Raw genomic sequence first — 20,564 nt, 5'->3', positions numbered from 1 at the left:
ACCTAAGAGAGCTGAGGTTCTCTATGAATTCAAAATCCTCTTTTCGCTTTTTTGTTTTAACGAGTTTTTTCTGTTTTACGTATGCAGTTGTTGGGCAATCCATTTTAGAATCTTGGAGTCCGCCAACTTACCAATCTTCCGCATATTCTGAATTTTATGGAAATGTATACTTTTCCAATTCACTCGATGAATGGGAATCAAAAGTTCATGAAGTTTTGTATTTGTCGATGGGGGAGTGGGAAGAAAATGCAAATCGAATCATTGAACAAATACTCTCAGAAGAAAAAGGAGAAGACAGCTTTGTTTCTAACGAGGGTTATCTTGATGAAAGAAGGAGGTCTCTAGTTTCAGAAATTTCGGTTTTCTATTCTGCATGGGAAAGGGACTTGCTTGATGATTATTTTGATAATCGGAATGTTTTTTTAGAGAAATTAGAAACTGGTAAAATAGATGTTTTGTATTTCACTCGAATTGGACAAGAAGCCTTGTATGAGGATTTTACTTCAGAGGAACGGGCGATCGCGGAAAATAGAAATCAAATTTTAGAATCGGCAAAAGAGTGGGAGTTCCAATGGGACCAAACAAGGCAAGAAGGATTAGATTCCTTTGCAAATTCAATTTCACAACTTGAAAACGATTACCAATCCTATGTGCAATCTTTGGCCAATACAGAAAACCAATTTTCCGAAAATCTAAATGCAATTAATTCATATAAGGATACGGTTAAAGTAGCTTTACGCGAAATTGTCTCCCAACTAAAAACTGGTTTGGACGCTTCTTGTTCTGTATCCACAGGTTGCCAATATAAAAATTATGATGGAACTTATAACGAAGCCGGTAGGTTATTTTCGAGGTTTATTGGGGATCTTTCCCTTCAGTTAAACCAGTCCGAAATTGATCCAGATTCTATTTTAACATCTATTTCCACACAAATGAAAGAATTCTTATCGGGTGAATCAAGTAAGGCATTTTCAGAATATACTATTTTTAAAGACCAAATTTACACATACCAAACAGGATTTCAAATTCAGCTAAATCAATCAAAATCAAATTTTGATTTGTCAGGAGCTGAATGGAGGCTTCGCAATCAAACTTACCATGAGTTGTCCGCTGATTATAAATATGAAAATTGGTTGGCAGGTGGTTTTGGGGAAATCGGTACATTCTCTGGAATTTATGATTTAGAAATGCAAGGGATATTCCAATCGATTCATCATGAGGATTATGGAAGGCTTATATCTATCATTAATAATAAGTTAGGCAGTGGTAGACATGTACAATCTTTAGTTTCAGCAAATTTGTATACGGATGCTTTTCATTTCATTAATAACGAAAAAATAGGCGATTTTTACGTCCCCTTTGCGGAAGCGTTTCATACGAACGGAAATTTGTTGTTAGACGGCAAAAAAAAATATGGTTATTGGGTGGCTGATCGGCACGCTTCCGTTATTTCATCAGGAAGATTTAATTTTCAAATGGGAGCCATTGCTTATTTTCTTTTGTATGAAATGTATGATGAAAATTCCTCTCAATCTTCTTTATATTGGAAAGATAATTATTCTCAGTTAGATAGGCAATCGAATCATTTTCAGACAAGTTTGTTGCCTGCTGTTTCGCACTGGGAATCAAAAGTAAAAGAATATTCTAATCGTTATGAAGAATGGAAAGAAAATAAAAACAATCTTTTAGTTGAAGCGACTGCAAAATTAGAAGCCAATCGTTTGGAAATTGAACGTTCAAAGGAAACGTGGTTAAAAAGTTTAGACGAGGAAAAACATGTCGGCTTAAAATCCTGGGCAGAGTTATACGAAGCAGGTGAATTGAAAGCGAATCCTACGCCCTCTATATCTGCATGGAAACCAAATCTTAAAAAAGAAGAATTTTCTTTGGCGAATGTAATGGAATTTCAGTCCTTAGCAAATTTTGGAGAATCCATAGAAGGAATCCAAATCGGTGGGAATGGATTATTACAAGAATTCCATAAAACCATTACAGGCGTGGGTCAATATGCTTCCTTCTTGCAAATGAATCGTGACTTAGAACAGATTCAAAGTTCAGAACAAAAAAAACTAATTAATCAAATGTCCTATTCAATTCAATGGGAATTGTTAGGTGGTCGTGAGTTGACAAAAGAAGAAAGAATATTGCTTGGTAACTATGATTCGTCGCAACTGACAGAGGCAGAACAGAATCGGTTTGGCTCTTGTTATGAAAATCCAAATGCAGATATATGCAAAAACTTATTAAAGAAAGAATACGATGTGACCATCGACGACAAAAATGGTGTCCTTACTCTAAAAAAAGAAATTTATAATGGTTTACTGGCTGGAAAAAATGCGGAAGGCCAGTACAATGCAGGGAAAACTGAAGAAGTTCGCCAGATTCAGTTAAGTTCCATAGGGAAACTCAATGTTCCAAATGGGAATAGTTTTTTTACAACATGGAGTGATGAGGATTGGGCTACACTTTTTCAGAAGAAAGCAGATACTGCGCAATCGTTTTTAGCAAACTCACTCCAAAGAGATAAACATTCCATTCACTCAAATATGAATTCTATTCAAGAAAAGAATAATCGAAATAAGGATTTGTTTCAGATTAGAAAAGAATCTCAAGAAAATGCAGATTCTTTGGTGCAAGAATTGGCTGTTGCATATTTTACCGGAGGAGCCTCTGGTATGAGAGCATCTCTGAAAGGGAAGTTAGATTCAGCAGTTAACAACGAGATAGCGAAGGCCTGGGTTACTGCGACGGGTGGTAGTGAATCAGATATTCAGATCGCATCGATGATGGTTGATTTTATGCAGGGTAGGAGGAATGCAAGAAAAATCAAATCACGTGACCAGTATATCTCTGTAAAAAATCCAGTCCAAGCCATTGAAAAAATTGTAGCGAAAACAGTTTCTACTACTTTGAAAGTCGCCGACATAGCAACATTAGGTCTTTCAACCGTTACTTTAAATATAACGCAAGCACCCGTTATGGCAATGACAAAGTTAGCGATCGGAGAGAGGCAGTATGACAAACTGAATGATCAAATAGCTGGAACAGATAAACGTTTAGAGGAAATTAAAGCCAATGAACAAATGTTAATCCAAAATGGTATTTCTATGGCGGTTTCGCAAAGTACAGGGATACCTACAGAGGCGATCTCAAAAATGTTAGGCGATAAGTATGGTCAACAGAAGGCAAAAAAAGCAAATAAGGCTATGGCAAAAAATCCAATTTTTGATATAGGCTCACAGGTTGTCGGGGCATTTGGAGGGATGTTAAAAACAGCCATAGTAGCTTGCGGGATTCCAGAGGATGAAATTCAATCCATTCTGGAAGATACGAATGGAATCATCAATGCCGGAAATTTAAACAGTAATACTTCTAGTAATAATAGTTTTGGTTATGCCTTACAGGCTATGGGTATGCAGGCAGGTTGGACTAAACACCAAAGCAGTTATCTAAATCTTCGAGATTCGAAGGCAGTTGTCGAAGAACTTGGGAAAAAAGCACTTGCGAAAGAAATAGCAAAATCATTGGGAATGGATGAGAGTGTCATCGGCCAAATCGTCAATTCCAACTATTCTTCTTACCAAAAACAGAAATCAGATAAAAAAGCAAGATCAAATGCAGTCAGGCAAACCGTTGTCAATGCCGCATCTATAGCGCTTACTCTAGGTGCAAGCGGTATGCTAACGGGTGTTAATTCGGCACTTTCATCCATCGGAAAGGCTGTTAGTACTCTTAGCAATGGATTGTTGCCCGCAACAACTCGAATTGGACAAGCAGTTGCTTCTACATTCCTACAGACCATTGCAGGTAGCCACGAAGGTCCCAAGGGAGCATTGGCAGGATTTGCCAATGGTGTATTAGGAGGAATTTCTCAAGGGATGGGGAAATTCCAATCTGGATATTTTAAGGGAATGGTTCCCGGAGTTGGTGTTACTTATTCAGATAAAAACGGTTGGGGAGGATCTTTAGGAATTGGAAATGCGATTAGTAATCTAAGTTTGAGTTTTTCTGAAAATGGAAATACCTCCTTACAAGCTTCTAAGTCATTAGGTGGAGGGGTACAATTGACCGCAGATTTGACAACAAACGGTGCTGCCAATATTGGATTTAATTATAATCCTACCGGAAAAGGACCTCGGACAGACTGGAATTATTCTATGATGTATGATCTTAATGGAGGTGGGTTTAGTGGTAGTATTGGGTATACAGATCCCATTTCGAAACTAGGTTTGAAATCTTCGGTTGATAAAAATGGAATCTCCACCTCATCAGAGTTACAAGGCATTATTTTGGGGACGAACTCCGATGATGGATTTGAAATGTCGGAAATGAATTTTGCCGAACAGAATATCAATGCAGCCCAGGATCTTAGCGATTCTGGTGATGGGGCAACTGCATTGTTACAAGATAATGATTCGGATCCATTTACTGACTTTGCAACGGCAGCAGGTACTATGGGAACTTTATTACTAAGCGGAATTGGGTTAGGATTGGGTTTGCGAAATCGTTTTGGTGGTGGTCTTAGTAATTCTATTGCTGTTGGTTCTGATTCTGGATCTTTGTCCATCGAAGCTTCTTCAGAAAATTCTATTTTAGGAAATTTAACAAATCCATTTAAGAGTGGGATCCTTCGTTTTGGGGAGGTTGTATCAAGATTTGCTGATGGATTTACCATAGAAAAAAATACCAATAACAAAAATAATCTTGACCCAGATGTGAAACAAAAAACTCAAAGTGAACAGATTAAAAAGATCGAAGCAAGTATCATCGACGATTATTCCAAAGATAGTCGTATCGATACGGAAAAAAAACTTTATGAATTACGTAAAGCTGGAGCAGATACAACAGAAATTGAAGCAAAGTTAAAAAAACTTAGGGGAGATAAAGACGTTCCAATTCCCGCCAAAGTTGAAAAAGAATTAAAGGAATACATTCGATTACGAGAAGGTAGTTCATTGTATCCACTTAACCCAGAAGCGACGAACTTAGTCTCTTCAACAGAGGCATTGGCACGAATTAATCTGAATCATGATACAAAAAAAGAAACCAATGCCGCCTATTTAAAACGATTGGGAAAAGAAATTTCAGAAGCTTCCCAAAATGTAGATCTCTCTACGAAAGAACTTGTCACTGAACATGCCGTGAATGTGGCAAAGTTATTAGGGAAATCTCTGAAAGGGAAAATCTCTTATGACCAATATAAAATAATTGATGGAAAAAAAGATGTATCTGCAGTAAATCCTGTAGATGCAAATGGATTTCGCGCCGTGGACGGACTTGATTGTATCCGTTTTATTGGAGCGGTCTTAAATGCTTCGGGGATTACCGCTAATGGGAGTTTTGCGAACTTAAACACGGAGCTATACCAAATGCCAGATGAAACGAAAAATATGGATTTAGAATATGGCAATCGAAATGCACATTATAACGGGGTGGAATACTTGCGCCAAGCATCTAACTTTATGACATTGGTGTCCGATCGTATTACCACAAGCCAGGACTTGACAAACCACAAAACCAATTTTCAAGCAAAAGAACTGAGTGTGGGACTGATTGGAATCACTCGGGCAAATGAAAATTTACCTGATAGCAATATCTCAGCAGTAAAATCAGACCATGTGTATATGATTACAGACAAACGATTTAATCAGGACTTAGGAATTTTTGAATATCAAATTGCAGAATCAAGGGGTGGGAAGGGAATTGATAATCGGTGGATAAGATCAGAATCTGATAAGATTCTAAGTGAAAAACTAAGAAAGAAGTTTTTTGAGCTAAAATTGCCAAGGAAAGAAATAAATGAAAGGATTAAAAAAAATTTGGAAGGTTCAGAAGAATCTACTTATTTGGGAAGATCAGAATTTTATGAATTAAAGCCGCAAGTTAGAGTTGAGGCAAAAGATGAAGCATAAGAAGTTATTACTAACATTACTTATTATTTTAATTACAGATTATTGTAAAAAACAAGAGACTGTTTTGGAAAATGAAGACTCTTTTTATTTAGACATGGATGGCGGGTGCCATTCAAATACGAGAACCAACAACATAAAAGAAGTAGGGAGCTGTATTATTAAAAAAGAGGAATTGTTCTGTTATGATATTTTAAAAATGGTGGAATCATTTAGCATTGGTCAAGTTTTCAAAAACACTAAGTGGACTAGTTCAAATTTTAATGAATCTGATTTTAATTATTATATCGATGATCATGGAATTATTACTGTTTTAAAAGGTGGGCCTTCAAAAAAAAGAGAAGAATTTGTGGTTGTAGGGGAAGGCAGAATTTTCAAAGAAAACAAAATTTGGATATATGAACATTCTTGTGAAAATGGTAATTGTGACAGATTAAAATTTCAAATCGAATTTTTTGATTGTTCCGTAAGATATTATTCGAATCAAAATGAATACCGCTTGTTCCTCACAATAGGAGATAGAAATTATGATGAGCCGGGGAACTTAAATTTTCTGTCTATAGTTCTCGAAGATCCCGTAAAACCTCAAATCCGCAACGGTTTCGAACTCTACTTGGTTCCTCCTCCTAAATAAATCAGAGTATCCTCACAAGAAGGTCCCCGCGCCAGCGATTGCAGCGGAAATCCTTTTGCGAAGCAAAAGATTGGAGCGAAAAGCGCGGTCGGTTCTAGGTTTAGTTCCTAACAAACGAACCAATACGAGGCGCCCAGATGGTTACACCAACTCAAGTTGGATACATCGGCCAGCTCACTCTCCCCCCATTTCGTTAGCAGAAGTGGCGAATGGGAATTCTATACCTTCCAAACATAAACAAAATCAGTGCGGTCAGCCCATGGGAGTGGGAACTCGACTTTGTGAAGTTTGATGGATTCGGCGCGAAGGTATTCGCGGATGTCTCGGTCGCGGAAGATGGTTTCACTAAAGGAGATTTCGCCAGAGTTTGTGACTGATTGGAGTTTTGCCGTATAGTTGACTGTGTTTCCAAAGTAATCGATGTTACTGTTTAGGTTAACGGCGAGGCAATTGCCGGTGTGGATGGAGATTCTGATCCTAACGGGCGTATGTTGGTTTTCTGGGTGAAACCACTCTTGCATTTCTTTGGCGGCCTTTAATGCCTGTAAGGGGCTAAAGAAACTTGCCATTACAGCATCGCCAATGGTTTTCACAACAACCCCTCTAAAGTTCTGAATGATTTGGTTGGTTTTGATAAAATGTTCACGCACCTGTAAAAATGCGCCGTGGTCTCCCTCGGTTTCATAGAACTTTGTCGAACCGACGATGTCTGTGAAAAGAATGGTTTTGATCCCAATGTCTAGTTGTAAATTAGTAGCGATTGCTTCTTCGGAGAATAGGTCACGAAATTCTTGATAGTTGAATATCTCTGAGGGTCGGAGGCTTGTTTGGTCTTCGTTTCTTTCTTCCAAGATGATGGTGACATCGGAATTTGATTCATTTTCAAATACTAAGTTTGGTTTTGGGGATACTTTGATTTCTTCTTCCTTTGTCTCTGGCAGCCATAAAATGTCTGTTTGTTGGTAAGATGGTTTGATATCCACAAGGCGATATCTTTTATCCCCTTTTTTTCTTAAGCGAAATACTCCTGATCCTACGAGCAAATTGGAAGAATACGATTTTTTTGCAGGAATTGTTTTTGTGAGTAGAATGTGTTGTTTTGTCGCTGGTTCGGCGGCACAGTACATCTGTTTTTCGATGATTCGGATTCCTGGGTGTAGGTGAAAAGTCACTTCAATGGAATTGACTCCTGTTGTATCAAAGTCAATTTCACAAACTTCGCATTCGTCTTTAGATGGCAAATCACTCAAACGAGTGAGACTTGTGCGCACTCCTCGACAATGCGGACAAACAATATCCCAACTAAGCGTAAAAATACCTAAGCGACAACCATGCAAAAACAAAAATAAAACTTCGTCGGGGTCTAAATTTAAATTTCGGCTAACTTCTTTTATGCGGATTCTATCTAACTCATTATCGGAAGCAGATTTAATCCAACTAAAAACTGCATTGACTGCATCTTTAGAAACTCCATTGTTGATTAAGTTTTGAGTTTCCTTGTCAAGTTTTTCCGGATGTATCCATTGGGCTTCGGGAACAAATGAAATTTCTTTTCCAGGGATTGAATTTTTTTTTGGTTTTTTTCTTTTGATTTCTTCAGCGATTTCGTTAAGAGCTTTATGGTAAGACAGTTCCAACTTTGGCATTGCATATTCTAAAAGTTTTCGCATAAAGAAATTTCGGGGAATCCAACCAAAGTATAAATAAACCTTACTTCTTGATTCACCTAATGTTTCTAAGACGATTCTGCTACGAACGTAGTATCCAAATCCTTTTTTATATATACGTGCGTTGCCAATTTCTTTGAGATATTCCCATTCCCAGGGGACCTCTTCCCATTCTAATTGGAAACCTACTTGTTTTGTTTTTCCTATCAGTTTTCCATCTTTTTCTTGGTAATCAAACCTAGGCATGCCCACCCTTTGGTTTAGGGCAGAAGTATCAATTAAATGGGGCCAAATCTCTTCTCTAGTGACAGGGAGATCAAACTCCCAAAGCGAATCGATTGGCTTTGCCAGGGTTTTCCAACGATCTTCCCAAGGGTATTTTTGTAATAAAGACTCTAAATCTATCATATTGGTCTTAGGAAAAGAGTTGCCTTTCCTCCATTTCCTTTGACTGTCAATTCCCCTTCGGTTTCTGAAATTTTTTCAGCATTGGAGATTACGATTTGTACGCCATTTGGATAAACAAAACTGGGAATTTTGATAAGGCAAGGTTCTGAGATAGCAAGATCGGACATCCATTCAAAATAAAATTCTCTGTTTTCTAAATTATATTTCATTTTGATCGGGGTACCTTGGATAGAGGCTGCATACGGGCGACAGAATCCTTCGATCGCACGCCCCCCACCTCCATAGACATCAGGATCGGATCCTGGTATCATTTGATCTTTGGAAAAAATACTGAGGTCTTCTTGGTTCCAACCATCGCCTACCATTAAATCATTTTCATTCGATGCAGTGTAGTTCCAAAGAGTATTGGATAAAAAAAGTTGGTCCATTGCATTGTACATTGCATCGAGGGCCATCACGTGGCGTTTCCAAATTTTTGGCGAACGGTTTCCCTTTTTCCATTCTCTGTATGCTTTCCCACCTTGTAAGTCAAAGGGAATTCCAAATTCTCCAATGAGACTTGGGATTTTTCCCGGAACAGAGTCGGCAGTGTTTTTAATTCTTGTTAACTGGCGTACATACATTGCTTCAATGCCTGACTTACCGAATACAGGACGTTTTGTGAGGGTATCAATTGCAATTGGATATAAAAAAGTTTTGAAGAGTAGGGTAAGGATATCATACCAATGGGCAGCGTTTACGGCAAGTTTTGGAACTTCTCCATTGAGATGAGGATGGGTGAATGCATCTGATGCTTCTCTTTCGATAAAAACCATCCAGTCGTTTCGAATCTCTTGGATGGTTTCGCCAACGATGCGCATAAAAGGTATTAGGTAATCCGCATCAAAGTCGATATCACGTCCATTTACCTTTTGGAAAAAATCATTTTTTTCGATAAAGGGAGTGCCGTCTTTGGTGATGGTATAAGCTCCCTCTAGTTGAAAAGGATCACCAGGAGAGTCTGGCAACCAAATAGAAACTTGATTCTCATTTACAGTAACTGTTTTTGTTGGAACAAATCCACCTTTCCAAACTTTTAAGGTGAGGTATGGTAATTCAATGGAATGTCCATGAGAAGAAAACAATGCATCGATTGGAGACCAGCCAAGTCCAGGTTTTGACGGATCTTCCTCTGTGTTTTTTAAACCACGATCATTCATTGCCCGACCAATGAAACCTTTGCCCGGTTCATTTAAAGAATCAAAACCCAAAACAAAGTCAAAACCTTTGACTCGTTCCGCAATTTGTTTCATACAACCTAAGTAGTGACCTTGTAAATAATCTTGAACATTCTTTCCATCGATAAAAAAGTTCGGTGCGAAATCTCTACCACCAAAAAATAAAGTCCAAAGAATCCCGTTTCCAGCATAACGGTAGTTTTGTGACCAGCACATGGTAGGATAATTGTCTTCCTGACGAATCCCAGGGTTTGTGTAGTCGTATGCTCTTTGCATGACTAGGCTTGCATCAGCTTCCGAAAGTTTGCGGTAATCAATTCCGAGTTTTTCGAAGATCCAACCTGGGGCACCATCACCTCCCGTCATACGGGACCAAACATCTTGGTGAAAATCAATAAATACATAAAAACCATATTCGCCAGCTAAACGAACGATTTCTGTAAAATAATCTAAGTAATCTTGATCATACTCGTTAGGACCTTTGTGTTCCACTGCTTCCCAAGTGGTTAACAATCGAAGTGTATTAAACCCCCATCGTTTGAGTCTAGTAAAGTGAATCTCAGCTTCAGAAAGAGGAAAGGGCCTGCCAATAAAACTAACTTCTTTGTGGTCGGAAAAATCTGAAGGAAACTGTGTTCCTCCATTGGGATAGGGAACTTTGGTGTCTCCACCTAAATTGACTCCGCGCAAAATAACTTTTCTGCCATTTGCATCTACAAACCATTCGCCTCGGGGTGAGAGTTTTTTTGGTGCCATCGATTTATCCTTCTATCTTCGAATCAATTGTCTTTTGTTCAGACTCGGCATAGAGGTTGAGGTAACCGAGTAAAAAGTAAAATACAATTAGAACTTCATCATCTTGAAAATAACATTGTAAAAGTCCAGAAAAGAAAAATCCGACAAGTCCATAAGTCATGAACCTAATTTTTTTAGGTATGTTCCCATTTAATAAGGTATATAGAATGATCCCAAATAATATAAGATAAAGGATTCCTTGTGGTCCTCCAAAGACGGCGGTTAAGTGAAAGTAATCATTGTGAGCATGTCCTCTTTGTGTTACCTCATAAAAAAAACTGAGTTCCTTATTTTCTTTTTCCTTTTCTTTTCTTGATATTTCGATTTCTTTTTGGTAGTTACCAGATCCAATACCGAAGATAGGATTTTTTTCGATTAACGGAAATGTGGAATCCCAAATAAAAGTTCTTCCTGAGTCAGTATGTTTTTCTCCACCAAACAATGGATCTACCACTCTTTTGACAGCACTTGTGGTTTTGTATCCTACAAAAACAAAAATCAAAATCAAAAGGATAAAAAGCCCAATACGTTTTAACATTTTTTTAGAGATATCTTTATCGATAAAAACAAGAATATAGATTCCGAAAATTGTACTGACCAGAGCTCCTAGAAGGGATGATCTTGCGTTATTAAATAAAAAAACGATAGATACTAACAAAAGCAATATGGCGTTTGTCGAAATTTTGGATATAGATTCTTTTTTATACCAAGAATCATATAAACGAAATACAAACCCAGGGAAAATAAATGCGAGTAATCCACCGAAGGTAAGATGGGTATTCATTAATCCAATGGGAAGATAAACATTAATGTTCGTAATTTTGCCATAATGGTGTTGGTAAGGCCAAGATGCAGATGTTTTGTATAAATCTGAAATTAATCTGGATAACCTGGTCATCGAGAATATGGACACAAATCCTGTGAAAACAATCACTAGCGCAAAAATAAAAAATGTTTTGTATAGGTATTTTCTGTCTTCTGGTTTGATCCCTTGGACGGACACAAAGGCAGTGACAAGGAAAATGTCTTTCATTTCGTCACGAAACGCATGTTTGATGGAAAGGGTATCGAAACCTGATCCAGCGAAATGATACAAAACAGTTACAATTTGCCAGGCGTAAAATAGGAAGAGAATTTTTACCAATGGACTTTTGAATTTTGGTTTTTCGGGAAGAAAGAGAAAAAAAACAAATGAGAGGAGTAAGAAAAGTTGGCTCAATGAAACGGAAAGGGCACAGGAAATGATGGACAAGGCGAGAAAAGAACGATAGATTCGGTAAAACATAACTTTGGATGAGACTAATGCTTTTCTCCAATTTGTAAAGAGGTAACAGTTGCGAGTCTTATATTTTTCCGATACTTTTTTGCCAAAAACCGACGGAGTCGCAGTTTCCATTAAGAATTTTTCTGAACTTTTAGCTTTGCGTGGCCATGAGTTTTGTATTTGTGCGCCCAAATATGGGGATGGGGACTTTGATCGGATGACAGACAAAATCCAGGTGGTCCGATTTCGCTCTGGATATCTCCCCAGTTACCCCGATATCAAAGTGGTTTTGCCCTCGCCAGGCAAAATCAAACGGGTTATCGAAGACTTTAAACCAGATCTCATTCACATTCATACACCAGGCCTTCTCGGGTTATATGCTGTCAATGCCGCAGAACGTTTTGGAATTCCCACCATAGGGACCTATCACACACTGATGGCGGAACAAGAAATGTATGTTTCTTTTTACCGATTGTTTAAACTGGATAAACTCTTTTTTAAAGCCAATAAGTTTAAGAAAAAACTAAATATAGATGAATTAGATAAAATTGTAAAATTTGATAACTTCAATATTCGCAAAAAAATCATTCTAAAAATTTGTAACGATATCTATAATAGATGTGATGTGGTGATTTCTCCAAGCCATCTCATCAAAGAACAACTCATTGAATATGGAATCACTCGGCCGATCACTGTAGTATCTAATGGAATGGACTTAAAAAGATTTCAAGGGACACCAAAAATTTATTCTAGTGGTGAGGCTCCTAAGTTTTTGCACGTAGGCCGAATTTCGTATGAAAAAAATTGTGATGTAGTTCTCAATGCATTTAAAACCATTCATGAATATTATCCAAAGGCCACACTCACAATCATTGGAGAAGGTCCAGCCATTCCATCTTTACAAAGACAAGCAGAACATTTAGGGATTCAAGATGCAGTGAGTTTTAAAGGTTTTATTCCCAATGCTGTGTTACATGAAGAGTATCCAAAGTATGATTTATTTTTAACAGCTTCCACAATGGAAACACAAGGACTTGTTGTGTTGGAGGCCATCGCTTGTGGACTTCCTGCTGTCGGTGTAGATGCTTTTGCATTACCTGAGCTCATACGTCACGGTGAAAACGGATACATTGCAAAATCATTTGATGTAAAAGGAATTGCACAAGGGGCATTAGAAATTATTCGTAATCCGGATGAATATGCTAAGTTCTCAAAAAATTCCATTCAAATTGCTTCAAGCCATGAAATGGAAAAATGTGTGGATGCGATGGAAGACGTATATTCTAAAGTAGTAGAAGCAATGAAAGGTAAGGTAAAAAAAACAAATATCTTTGATCTATTTTTTGATTTTATGCAATGACAAATGTACTTTCTTGGGAGATACGAACTTTACTTACGATTATAGCTATAATATTAACTTTTTATGCCTATATTCCATATATTAAAGGAATTCGAATCGGAACAATTCAACCACATGTGTTTTCTTGGATCATTTGGGGAGTCACCACCTTCATCGTGTTTTTTGCGCAAGTGGCTGGGCACGGAGGAGTGGGCAGTATCCCCATTGGTGTATCTGGAATCATTACTATTCTTGTGGCATTTTTTGTTTATCGCAAACGTGGTGATATACACATCACAAAATCGGATTGGTTTTTCTTTGGATTGGCCCTTTCCAGTTTGCCATTTTGGTTTTATTTTTCCGATCCTTTGGCTGCAGTTTTAGTTTTATCTCTTGCTGACATTTTAGGTTTTATACCTACCTTTCGTAAGGGATACATATTACCTAATTCTGAACCGTTAGGGTTTTATCTTATCTTTTTATTTCGAAACTTCTTAGCGATGGTTGCTTTAGCGGAATGGAATACTACCACATTGTTATTTCCTGGTTCTGCTGGTATTGCTTGTGTGGTTTTTGTCGTGATGGTAAAGATAAGGAAAAAGAAATCCGAGTCTATTCGCGATTCACAACCGGATAAAATACCACTGATTTAAGCATTCTACCTTCTTCTGTATCCTCATAAACAACTTCGGCTTGTTTGGCACGGGCAGGTAGATACATTTGCACAGCTTCTACAATTTCATAAGCACTAAGCGTATAGTCTAATGCTTTGATCGCAAGTTCTATACTGAGAAACCTTTCTCGGGTTATGGTTTTTGTTTCTGTTTTTTTGGTTATGATGAGCCATTTGTATAACCTTGCGGAACGATTGGTGTCTAATAAATTTCCAATATCCAGTTTCATTAAAGGAAGGATGGCGGGTGTTTGAGTGAATCTAACTTCGATTCCTCTTGTTGAGGCTTCACTCAGTCTTAAAGATAGCTGCTTATCAAACAATTCATCATCTATGTATTCGATTCGATCACAAGTGGAATACACTGTATTACATAAATTTCCATAATTTTTATGGAAGAAAAAAACTTGTAACACTTTACCAGTGGTAGGATGGTAAAGGACTTTTGCATTGTAATGCCCCATCCTTCCAAATTTTACTACCGAACGAATTCGTTTGTAAAAATTGTAACCGAGACCAAATAAATCTTTGATGATTGGGACATCTGTAACTCCAAAACCTCTCGTTGCGATGTAAAATGGTTCTAAACTTACATGACCATCACGTTTCGCAATTTCACGTAAGTATTCAGTGAGATCATCCATTTTGGATTCACTAAAAGTAAGCGGGTGATCTAATAAATCTATAACCACTTTACCACTGTTTTTCCCAAGTTCTAACCAAACTTCATCTAGGTAGGTTCCGTCTTCGGTATAGGATATCTTTTTGCAATACAAGTCCTGGCATTTGATTTGTTCTTCATAATCGGCTTTGTTGGGAGAAGGAAGGATTACTTCTTGGAACTCAGATGAAAACTCTTCCGCATGGACTTCATTTGTGGTGAGAAAAAGTAATAATGTAAGAAAAATACAAAACTGCAATGTAATTAGGGTTATATGGATAGAATCTTTTTTTAAGTAAAGGTTATCGGATTGAGGTCCAAAAAGTTCGGAGAAAAAAGTCCCTTCGTTTGGTTTTATCGATTTAGGAGATATCTGCTTTTTTAACGAATTCATAAAAGTCTCCTATCATTTGCGAATTTGGTGATTTACCGATTCACCAAAGTGTATTTACATTTTGAATGAGTCGAATTCGTCTAACAACATCAAGTGGGTCAATGAGTTCCATACAAGCATGGTCTCCCCGCCAACATTTGGTATTTCCATAAATGGAACAAGGACGACAAGGTAGATCCACCTGTAAAACACCAGAATCTTCTTGGGCAAAGGGACCAAAACCTGAGAGTGGGTGTGTGGTTCCATAGATTCCGATCACCGGTTTTTTGAGAAGGGCTGCAATATGAACGTTGGAACTATCCATTCCAATCATAACATCTAACCTATCCATAATCCCAAGTTCCCCACGGATTCCTAAATTTCCACCTTGGACAATGTGAGCACGTGAATGACCATTCCGAAGGATTTCTAGTTCTTTTGCCTCATCTTTCCCACCAAACAGAAATACGTTACAATCTGGAAATTCATCGAGTAAAACTTCGACTAGGCGTTTGCATTTTTCAAAACTCCATTCTTTGAGTTCGTGTCCGGCAAATGGCGCAAATCCAAACCATTGTCCTTCTTTTTTATCAATACCAATGGATTTAAAAAAATCACGAGCATACACTTTGGATTCTCCATCCACATTGAGCCATGGGCCTTTTCGAATGGGTGCATCAAATCCTGCTTTGCGAAAAACATTTAAATAACGTTCTACGGTATGTGGGAGTTGATTTAATTTTTTATTATAACGTCTAGTTTGTGCTAACTTTTCCCTACGACCTTTGATGATTTTAGAATAGGGGACACCTTGGCTTCGAAACAAAAAAGCAATAAACCTGGAACGGACAGAACCATGTAAATCAATCACATGACCGAATGGACCCAATTTGGCGATATCACGATACATCCGCCAGAGACCTAAAATTCCTTTGTATTTTTTTAGATTAATTCCTAAAACATTGAGATTTGGGATATTGTAGAAAAATGGTGCGAAGTTTCCTCTTGTAACAACTGTCAGCTGAATATTAGAATATTTGGCTGCAATAGCAATGAGAGCTGGGGTCATCAAAGCCACATCTCCCATCGCCGAAAATCGTAATACTAAGAGGTTTGTCATTTTTGATTCTTATACAATGATGGATTTAAATTTTGATCATTGTACATCTTCATTTGACGATAAACTTTTACTCTTTTGATTCCTTGTGCGTAGTCGGAAAAAAGTTCGTCCAAACATTTTTTGAGATCTTCTCTTTGGTCTAGGAGAATATCGAGTTTTGCTTGGCACTTGGCAATATGTTCTTTTGAGGCAGACGCATCTTTTCTGGAAACTTGTTCTTCCATATGGTAGATCTTCAGTTCCAAAATACTCATTCGATCGAGTAACCAAGCTGGTGATTCCGAGTTTAGTTTTGCATCTGGTTTGGGAGTGACCGAACGAAACATCTCAATGACAAAGTCGTCAAGTTTTTCCACCATATCGGTTCTGTCTTGGTTGAGTTTGTCGATCTTTCGTTTGAGAGCCACTACATCTTCCAAAGCTATGTCCGGCCTTCGGATTTCATCTTCAATATGCCATTGGATGGTATCAATATGGTTTTTTTGGTAGAGAGTGGATTCGAGACTCCCTTCTGGGTAAGGGTTTGGATGAGGGGCTTCTTTTTTATGCCAATCCAGAACGGATTCCTGGAAAATAGAGACGGCTTTTATGGCTTCCAATGCTTTCATAATGTACTGCAATTCATGATTTTATATGGTTTTTGGCGTTCAATCTAAATATTTCCCAGGTTTTTCGCTTTCTTTTGCCACCTTTTTTCGTTTTTTTACAGTAGATGTGCTTAGTTGTGATCGCATATAGGGTCCATCCAGATTACCCTCTTGTCATTGTTTCCAATAGAGATGAGTTTTTTGAAAGACCAACGGAATCCCTTCACTTGTGGGATACGAGTCCAAAAATCATTGCAGGAAAGGATCTAAAAGCAGGGGGCACGTGGCTTGGTGCAAACAATTCTCGTAAGGTTTCCTTTCTTACCAATGTCAGAAATTTTCGAAAACCTTTGCTTCCACATCCAAAATCAAGAGGCAAACTTGTATTAGATTTTTTATTATCACCCAAGGATCTTTCTTCTCGAGATTACCGGACAGAAGTTTCCTCCCATGCGAGTGAGTTTGAAGGTTTTAATTTATTTGTATATGATGGCAAAGAAGCACACTATGTGGGCGGTGATCCATTACAAGAATCGGAATTGGAACCAGGTTTTCATGCGGTGAGTAACGCAAGTTGGAATACCGTTTGGCCCAAAACGGCAAAACTAAAGGCGAACGTGAAACAGGTGTTTGATTCCATTCCCATGAATAATGACAATTGGCTTTCTCTTGTTACGTTAGAGTTCTTTCGGTTACTTTCTGATGCTGAAATTGTAAAAGAAGACTCTCTTCTCCCTGACACAGGGATTGGATTGGAACGGGAAAGATATTTATCATCCATTCGTATTCGTGTTCCAGGTTACGGAACCCGTGCTTCTACAATTTTATTTTATGGTAAAAATGGAGTGGAGGTTGTGGAAAGAACCTTCCCCGATCCGCTTTCTAATGAATATTCGGAACGGAGAGAGTTTTTAGCGTTTAGCGAGAGTTAGTCTTCTAATCGGAAGTTTGTCATTGGGAAAGCTGAAGTGATTTCTTTCACTCCTGCTTTGACTTTGGATTCCCAAGTAGAATCACCAAAATGATCTAGATAATCACAGATTAGATTTCCTACGGCTTCAATTTCTTTTTCTTTTAGGCCGCGAGTGGTCAGAGCAGGTGTTCCGAGTCGAATCCCAGAAGCTACTGCCGGTGGATTTTTATCAAAAGGAATGGCGTTTTTATTGACCGTCACTCCCACATGGTCCAGTCCATTGGCAGCATCGTTTCCTGTGAGACCTTTGACAGATACATCAAGAAGAACAATATGGTTGTCTGTTCCACCAGACACCACACGAAAACCACGTTTTTGGAATGTATCTGCCAGGACTTTTGCATTCTTTACGACTTGTTTGATGTAAGTTTTGTAATCTGGTTCAAGTGCTTCCCCAAAGGCAACGGCTTTCGCTGCAATCACGTGCATCAGTGGTCCACCTTGGATTCCGGGAAACACTCTTGAGTTTAAAATCTTTTCATGTTCAGAGGAAGAAAGGATGAGTCCTCCTCTTGGTCCACGTAAAGTTTTATGAGTGGTTGTTGTGACAAAATCACAAACGCCAATGGGACTTGGGTGTTCTCCGGCAACTACAAGACCTGAGATATGCGCAATATCGGCCATAATTTTGGCCCCAATGCCATTTGCAATTTCACGGAACTTGTTAAAATCAATGGTGCGTGGATAAGCGGATGCACCCACAACAATTAGTTTTGGTTTGTGTTCTTTGGCAAGTTTTGCCACTTCATCGTAGTTGATGGTTTCTGTTTTTTCATCCACACCGTAAGGGATTGGTTTAAAATACTTTCCGCTGATATTTACGGCACTACCATGTGTTAGGTGACCACCATGGGCCAAATTCATTCCAAGGAAACTGTCCCCTGGTTCGAGAGTTGCAAGAAACACTGCCATATTCGCCTGTGCACCGCTATGTGGTTGCACATTCGCATATTCTGCACCGAACATTTTTTTTGCTCGTTCGATGGCGAGTTGTTCTATCTTGTCTGCGTTTTCGCAACCGTTGTAGTAACGTTTTCCAGGATACCCTTCCGCATACTTATTTGTTAGAGTGGAGTGATAAGCTTCGAGCACAGGACGAGAAACAAAGTTTTCACTAGCAATCATTTCTAGGGAATGTTCTTGGCGTTCGTCTTCTTTTTTTAATGCGGCGTAAACTTCTGGATCTTGTTTTTCTAAATAACTCATGTTGGAATTTCTCTATGAAGTGTGTATTCTGGATTTTGGTATTTCTTCTTGCGAATAGATTCAGATTCTTGGAGCACGTGTTTCCGAAAAGTAGAAAAGTCGGGACCAAAGAAGGAAATTTTTGAAAAATCCTCTGGTTCTTTTTCTCCTAAGTAAGAAAAAACTTCTCGAACGAGATCTTTTACCCAAATCTTCTCGGAAAAAAAATCGGGGAGGGAGGTAAGAAATTCCTTATGGCTTCTTTCTTTGCGATAGTCGGGTTCTTCGGGAGGGTGGTGGAGGACTTCTGCCACTCGTTCAATTAACTGATCTTCCAAAATGAGTGTCCCATGTTGGACAATACAATTCCGTTTTCGAAACTGAGCGTTTCCTGAAATCTTTTTAAAGATTCCATTTTTTTCTAAAACTAAATCGGACTTACCCTTAGGAAAACATTGGATGTTTTGTCTTCCCAAAGATTTTGCCACAATCCCAAGGAGGATATCATAGGAATCTTTAACAGGAAAAAGATCCTTTCTTTCATCCAAATTAAAATAAAGAGAATAATTGATGTTTCCAGAAAGTGAGTGAAAGACAGTTCCCCCACCTGAGGCCCGTCTTGCAATATAACAAAAATTAGGTTTTGGTTTTTTGAAAAAACCAACATTTCGGGCAACGTTTTCGTATTTTGCCACCACTTCTTCTTTGATGTTACGAAACGGATTTTCCGAAAGGCCTAAAATGATGGAATCTGGATTTTTCCAAAGTCTGACCCCTGCCGTAATTCCTTCGGAAACTAATTTTAGTGCGATGGCTTCTTCAATCGCCAAATTATAGTAAGGTGATCTAGGGGGAATTTCTGGAAAATAGAATACTTTCTTGGAATTCACTCGTTAAAATATTTCTGTGAGGCTTCGTTTAAAAACTTTCGTTCGCTTCGAGAAAGGGAATCCATTCCATTTTTGGAAATTTTTTCGAGAAGTTCATCCACTTTGGTTTTTGCATTTTCTCTTTTTGCCATTTCTTCCTGGTACCGGATAAACCTACGTTTTTGTAGATACCGTGATAGAGACCAAGTCGGAAGGTTCCCCGCTTTCTTTTTCCAGCCAGTGTAAATTTTCATTAAGAAAAAACCTCCAATGGCTCCCCCTAAATGAGCAAAATGGGCCACTCTTTCCCCTTGCGCAAATAGTACCATCAGCATAACAATCATAACAAAGTACTTGGCTCGCATGGGAAAAATCAGAAAAACAAGAAGTTCGCGGTTTGGCCAAGTCATCGCGTAGGCAACGAGTAATCCATAGATACTCGCACTTGCCCCGACCACGAGCCCTTGCGGAATGCCAAAAAAATGGGCAACCATGGTTCCAACCCCACCTAAAAATGCAGTGAAAAGATAGAATTTTAAAAAGGCACGTTCCCCCCAAATCTCCGCAAGTTCTGAACCAAACATCCAAAGGCTCAGCATATTGAAAAGGATGTGTAAAAAACTCCCGTGGAGGAAGGCATAACTGAGGAGTTGCCAGACCCAACCCGTAAAAACCAGTTCCGGGGTAAGGCCGAAATAAAGTTCTAGAATGGGTGAATGGAAAGCCAGTTTCGTTATCATCTGCAGAAGGAATAATACTGCGTTGATGATGATGAGAGTGCGTACAACGGGAACCATAGGGGGTCCAAATCGGAGTTCATATCCTGGGTAACGAGAGGCCATAAATTCAAGGTCGCAAATCTTGAGTGACAAGGAAAGTCGATTTCCTAG

General features: G+C 38.5%; 14 protein-coding genes. 5 read left to right on the top strand and 9 right to left on the bottom strand.

Going from position 1 to position 20,564, the window contains the following annotated elements:
- The first annotated feature begins 23 nt into the window (after positions 1-23).
- Together EHQ47_RS18885 and EHQ47_RS18880 are read left to right on the top strand one after the other, a co-directional pair.
- Complete coding sequence (locus EHQ47_RS18885; RefSeq protein ID WP_135777843.1) at positions 24-5,912, top strand: TIGR04388 family protein; 5,889 nt, start codon at positions 24-26, stop codon at positions 5,910-5,912.
- Positions 5,902-6,543, top strand: a complete 642-nt coding sequence (locus EHQ47_RS18880; RefSeq protein WP_135777842.1) for a hypothetical protein — start codon at positions 5,902-5,904, stop codon at positions 6,541-6,543. Before EHQ47_RS18885 ends, EHQ47_RS18880 begins: the two co-directional genes overlap by 11 nt.
- Before the next feature lie 218 nt (positions 6,544-6,761).
- Here the strand turns inward: EHQ47_RS18880 and EHQ47_RS18875 are convergent, their stop codons facing one another.
- Genes EHQ47_RS18875 through EHQ47_RS18865 form a run of 3 tightly spaced genes read right to left on the bottom strand, consistent with a single transcriptional unit; the run spans position 6,762 to position 11,915 of the window.
- Positions 6,762-8,618 carry an adenylate/guanylate cyclase domain-containing protein gene (locus tag EHQ47_RS18875; RefSeq protein WP_135748220.1) on the bottom strand — a complete coding sequence of 619 codons (1,857 nt, stop codon included), beginning with the start codon at positions 8,616-8,618 and terminating at the stop codon, positions 6,762-6,764.
- The gene (locus EHQ47_RS18870; RefSeq protein WP_135777840.1) at positions 8,615-10,591 is read right to left on the bottom strand and encodes a glycoside hydrolase family 5 protein; all 1,977 of its coding nucleotides are present in this window, start codon (positions 10,589-10,591) and stop codon (positions 8,615-8,617) included. The genes EHQ47_RS18875 and EHQ47_RS18870 overlap by 4 nt, the downstream gene beginning before the upstream one ends.
- Before the next feature lie 4 nt (positions 10,592-10,595).
- Positions 10,596-11,915, bottom strand: a complete 1,320-nt coding sequence (locus EHQ47_RS18865) for an O-antigen ligase family protein (protein ID WP_135777838.1) — start codon at positions 11,913-11,915, stop codon at positions 10,596-10,598.
- 49 nt (positions 11,916-11,964) lie between these two features.
- Between EHQ47_RS18865 and EHQ47_RS18860 the strand changes: the two genes are divergently transcribed.
- Complete coding sequence (locus EHQ47_RS18860; RefSeq protein ID WP_135777836.1) at positions 11,965-13,254, top strand: glycosyltransferase; 1,290 nt, start codon at positions 11,965-11,967, stop codon at positions 13,252-13,254.
- On the top strand, positions 13,251-13,886 hold the full coding sequence (locus EHQ47_RS18855; protein ID WP_135748224.1) for a hypothetical protein: 636 nt from the start codon (positions 13,251-13,253) through the stop codon (positions 13,884-13,886). Before EHQ47_RS18860 ends, EHQ47_RS18855 begins: the two co-directional genes overlap by 4 nt.
- Here EHQ47_RS18855 and EHQ47_RS18850 read toward each other — a convergent pair.
- Genes EHQ47_RS18850 through EHQ47_RS18840 form a run of 3 tightly spaced genes read right to left on the bottom strand, consistent with a single transcriptional unit; the run spans position 13,846 to position 16,668 of the window.
- Positions 13,846-14,961: a hypothetical protein gene (locus EHQ47_RS18850; RefSeq protein ID WP_244290413.1), complete on the bottom strand. Its 1,116-nt coding sequence runs from the start codon at positions 14,959-14,961 to the stop codon at positions 13,846-13,848. The two genes, EHQ47_RS18855 and EHQ47_RS18850, sit on opposite strands and share 41 nt — an antisense overlap.
- A 40-nt stretch (positions 14,962-15,001) precedes the next feature.
- Complete coding sequence (locus tag EHQ47_RS18845; protein WP_135692553.1) at positions 15,002-16,060, bottom strand: glycosyltransferase family 9 protein; 1,059 nt, start codon at positions 16,058-16,060, stop codon at positions 15,002-15,004.
- Positions 16,057-16,668 carry a DUF4254 domain-containing protein gene (locus EHQ47_RS18840; protein ID WP_135748225.1) on the bottom strand — a complete coding sequence of 204 codons (612 nt, stop codon included), beginning with the start codon at positions 16,666-16,668 and terminating at the stop codon, positions 16,057-16,059. Before EHQ47_RS18840 ends, EHQ47_RS18845 begins: the two co-directional genes overlap by 4 nt.
- A 104-nt stretch (positions 16,669-16,772) precedes the next feature.
- Here EHQ47_RS18840 and EHQ47_RS18835 point away from each other — a divergent pair, with 104 nt between their 5' ends.
- Positions 16,773-17,579: an NRDE family protein gene (locus tag EHQ47_RS18835; protein ID WP_208727470.1), complete on the top strand. Its 807-nt coding sequence runs from the start codon at positions 16,773-16,775 to the stop codon at positions 17,577-17,579.
- Here the strand turns inward: EHQ47_RS18835 and glyA are convergent.
- The 3 genes from glyA to EHQ47_RS18820 are packed head-to-tail and all read right to left on the bottom strand — an operon-like array spanning position 17,576 to position 20,516.
- Positions 17,576-18,826, bottom strand: a complete 1,251-nt coding sequence (gene glyA, locus EHQ47_RS18830; protein ID WP_135748227.1) for a serine hydroxymethyltransferase — start codon at positions 18,824-18,826, stop codon at positions 17,576-17,578. The two genes, EHQ47_RS18835 and glyA, sit on opposite strands and share 4 nt — an antisense overlap.
- Positions 18,823-19,695, bottom strand: a complete 873-nt coding sequence (locus EHQ47_RS18825) for a lipoate--protein ligase family protein (protein WP_135777832.1) — start codon at positions 19,693-19,695, stop codon at positions 18,823-18,825. Before EHQ47_RS18825 ends, glyA begins: the two co-directional genes overlap by 4 nt.
- Positions 19,692-20,516 carry a rhomboid family intramembrane serine protease gene (locus tag EHQ47_RS18820; RefSeq protein WP_135777922.1) on the bottom strand — a complete coding sequence of 275 codons (825 nt, stop codon included), beginning with the start codon at positions 20,514-20,516 and terminating at the stop codon, positions 19,692-19,694. The genes EHQ47_RS18825 and EHQ47_RS18820 overlap by 4 nt, the downstream gene beginning before the upstream one ends.
- Positions 20,517-20,564 lie beyond the last annotated feature (48 nt).

Source organism: Leptospira bourretii, from assembly GCF_004770145.1.
Taxonomy (GTDB): Bacteria; Spirochaetota; Leptospiria; order Leptospirales; family Leptospiraceae; genus Leptospira_A; species Leptospira_A bourretii.
This window is presented reverse-complemented; position numbering and strand designations above follow the sequence as displayed.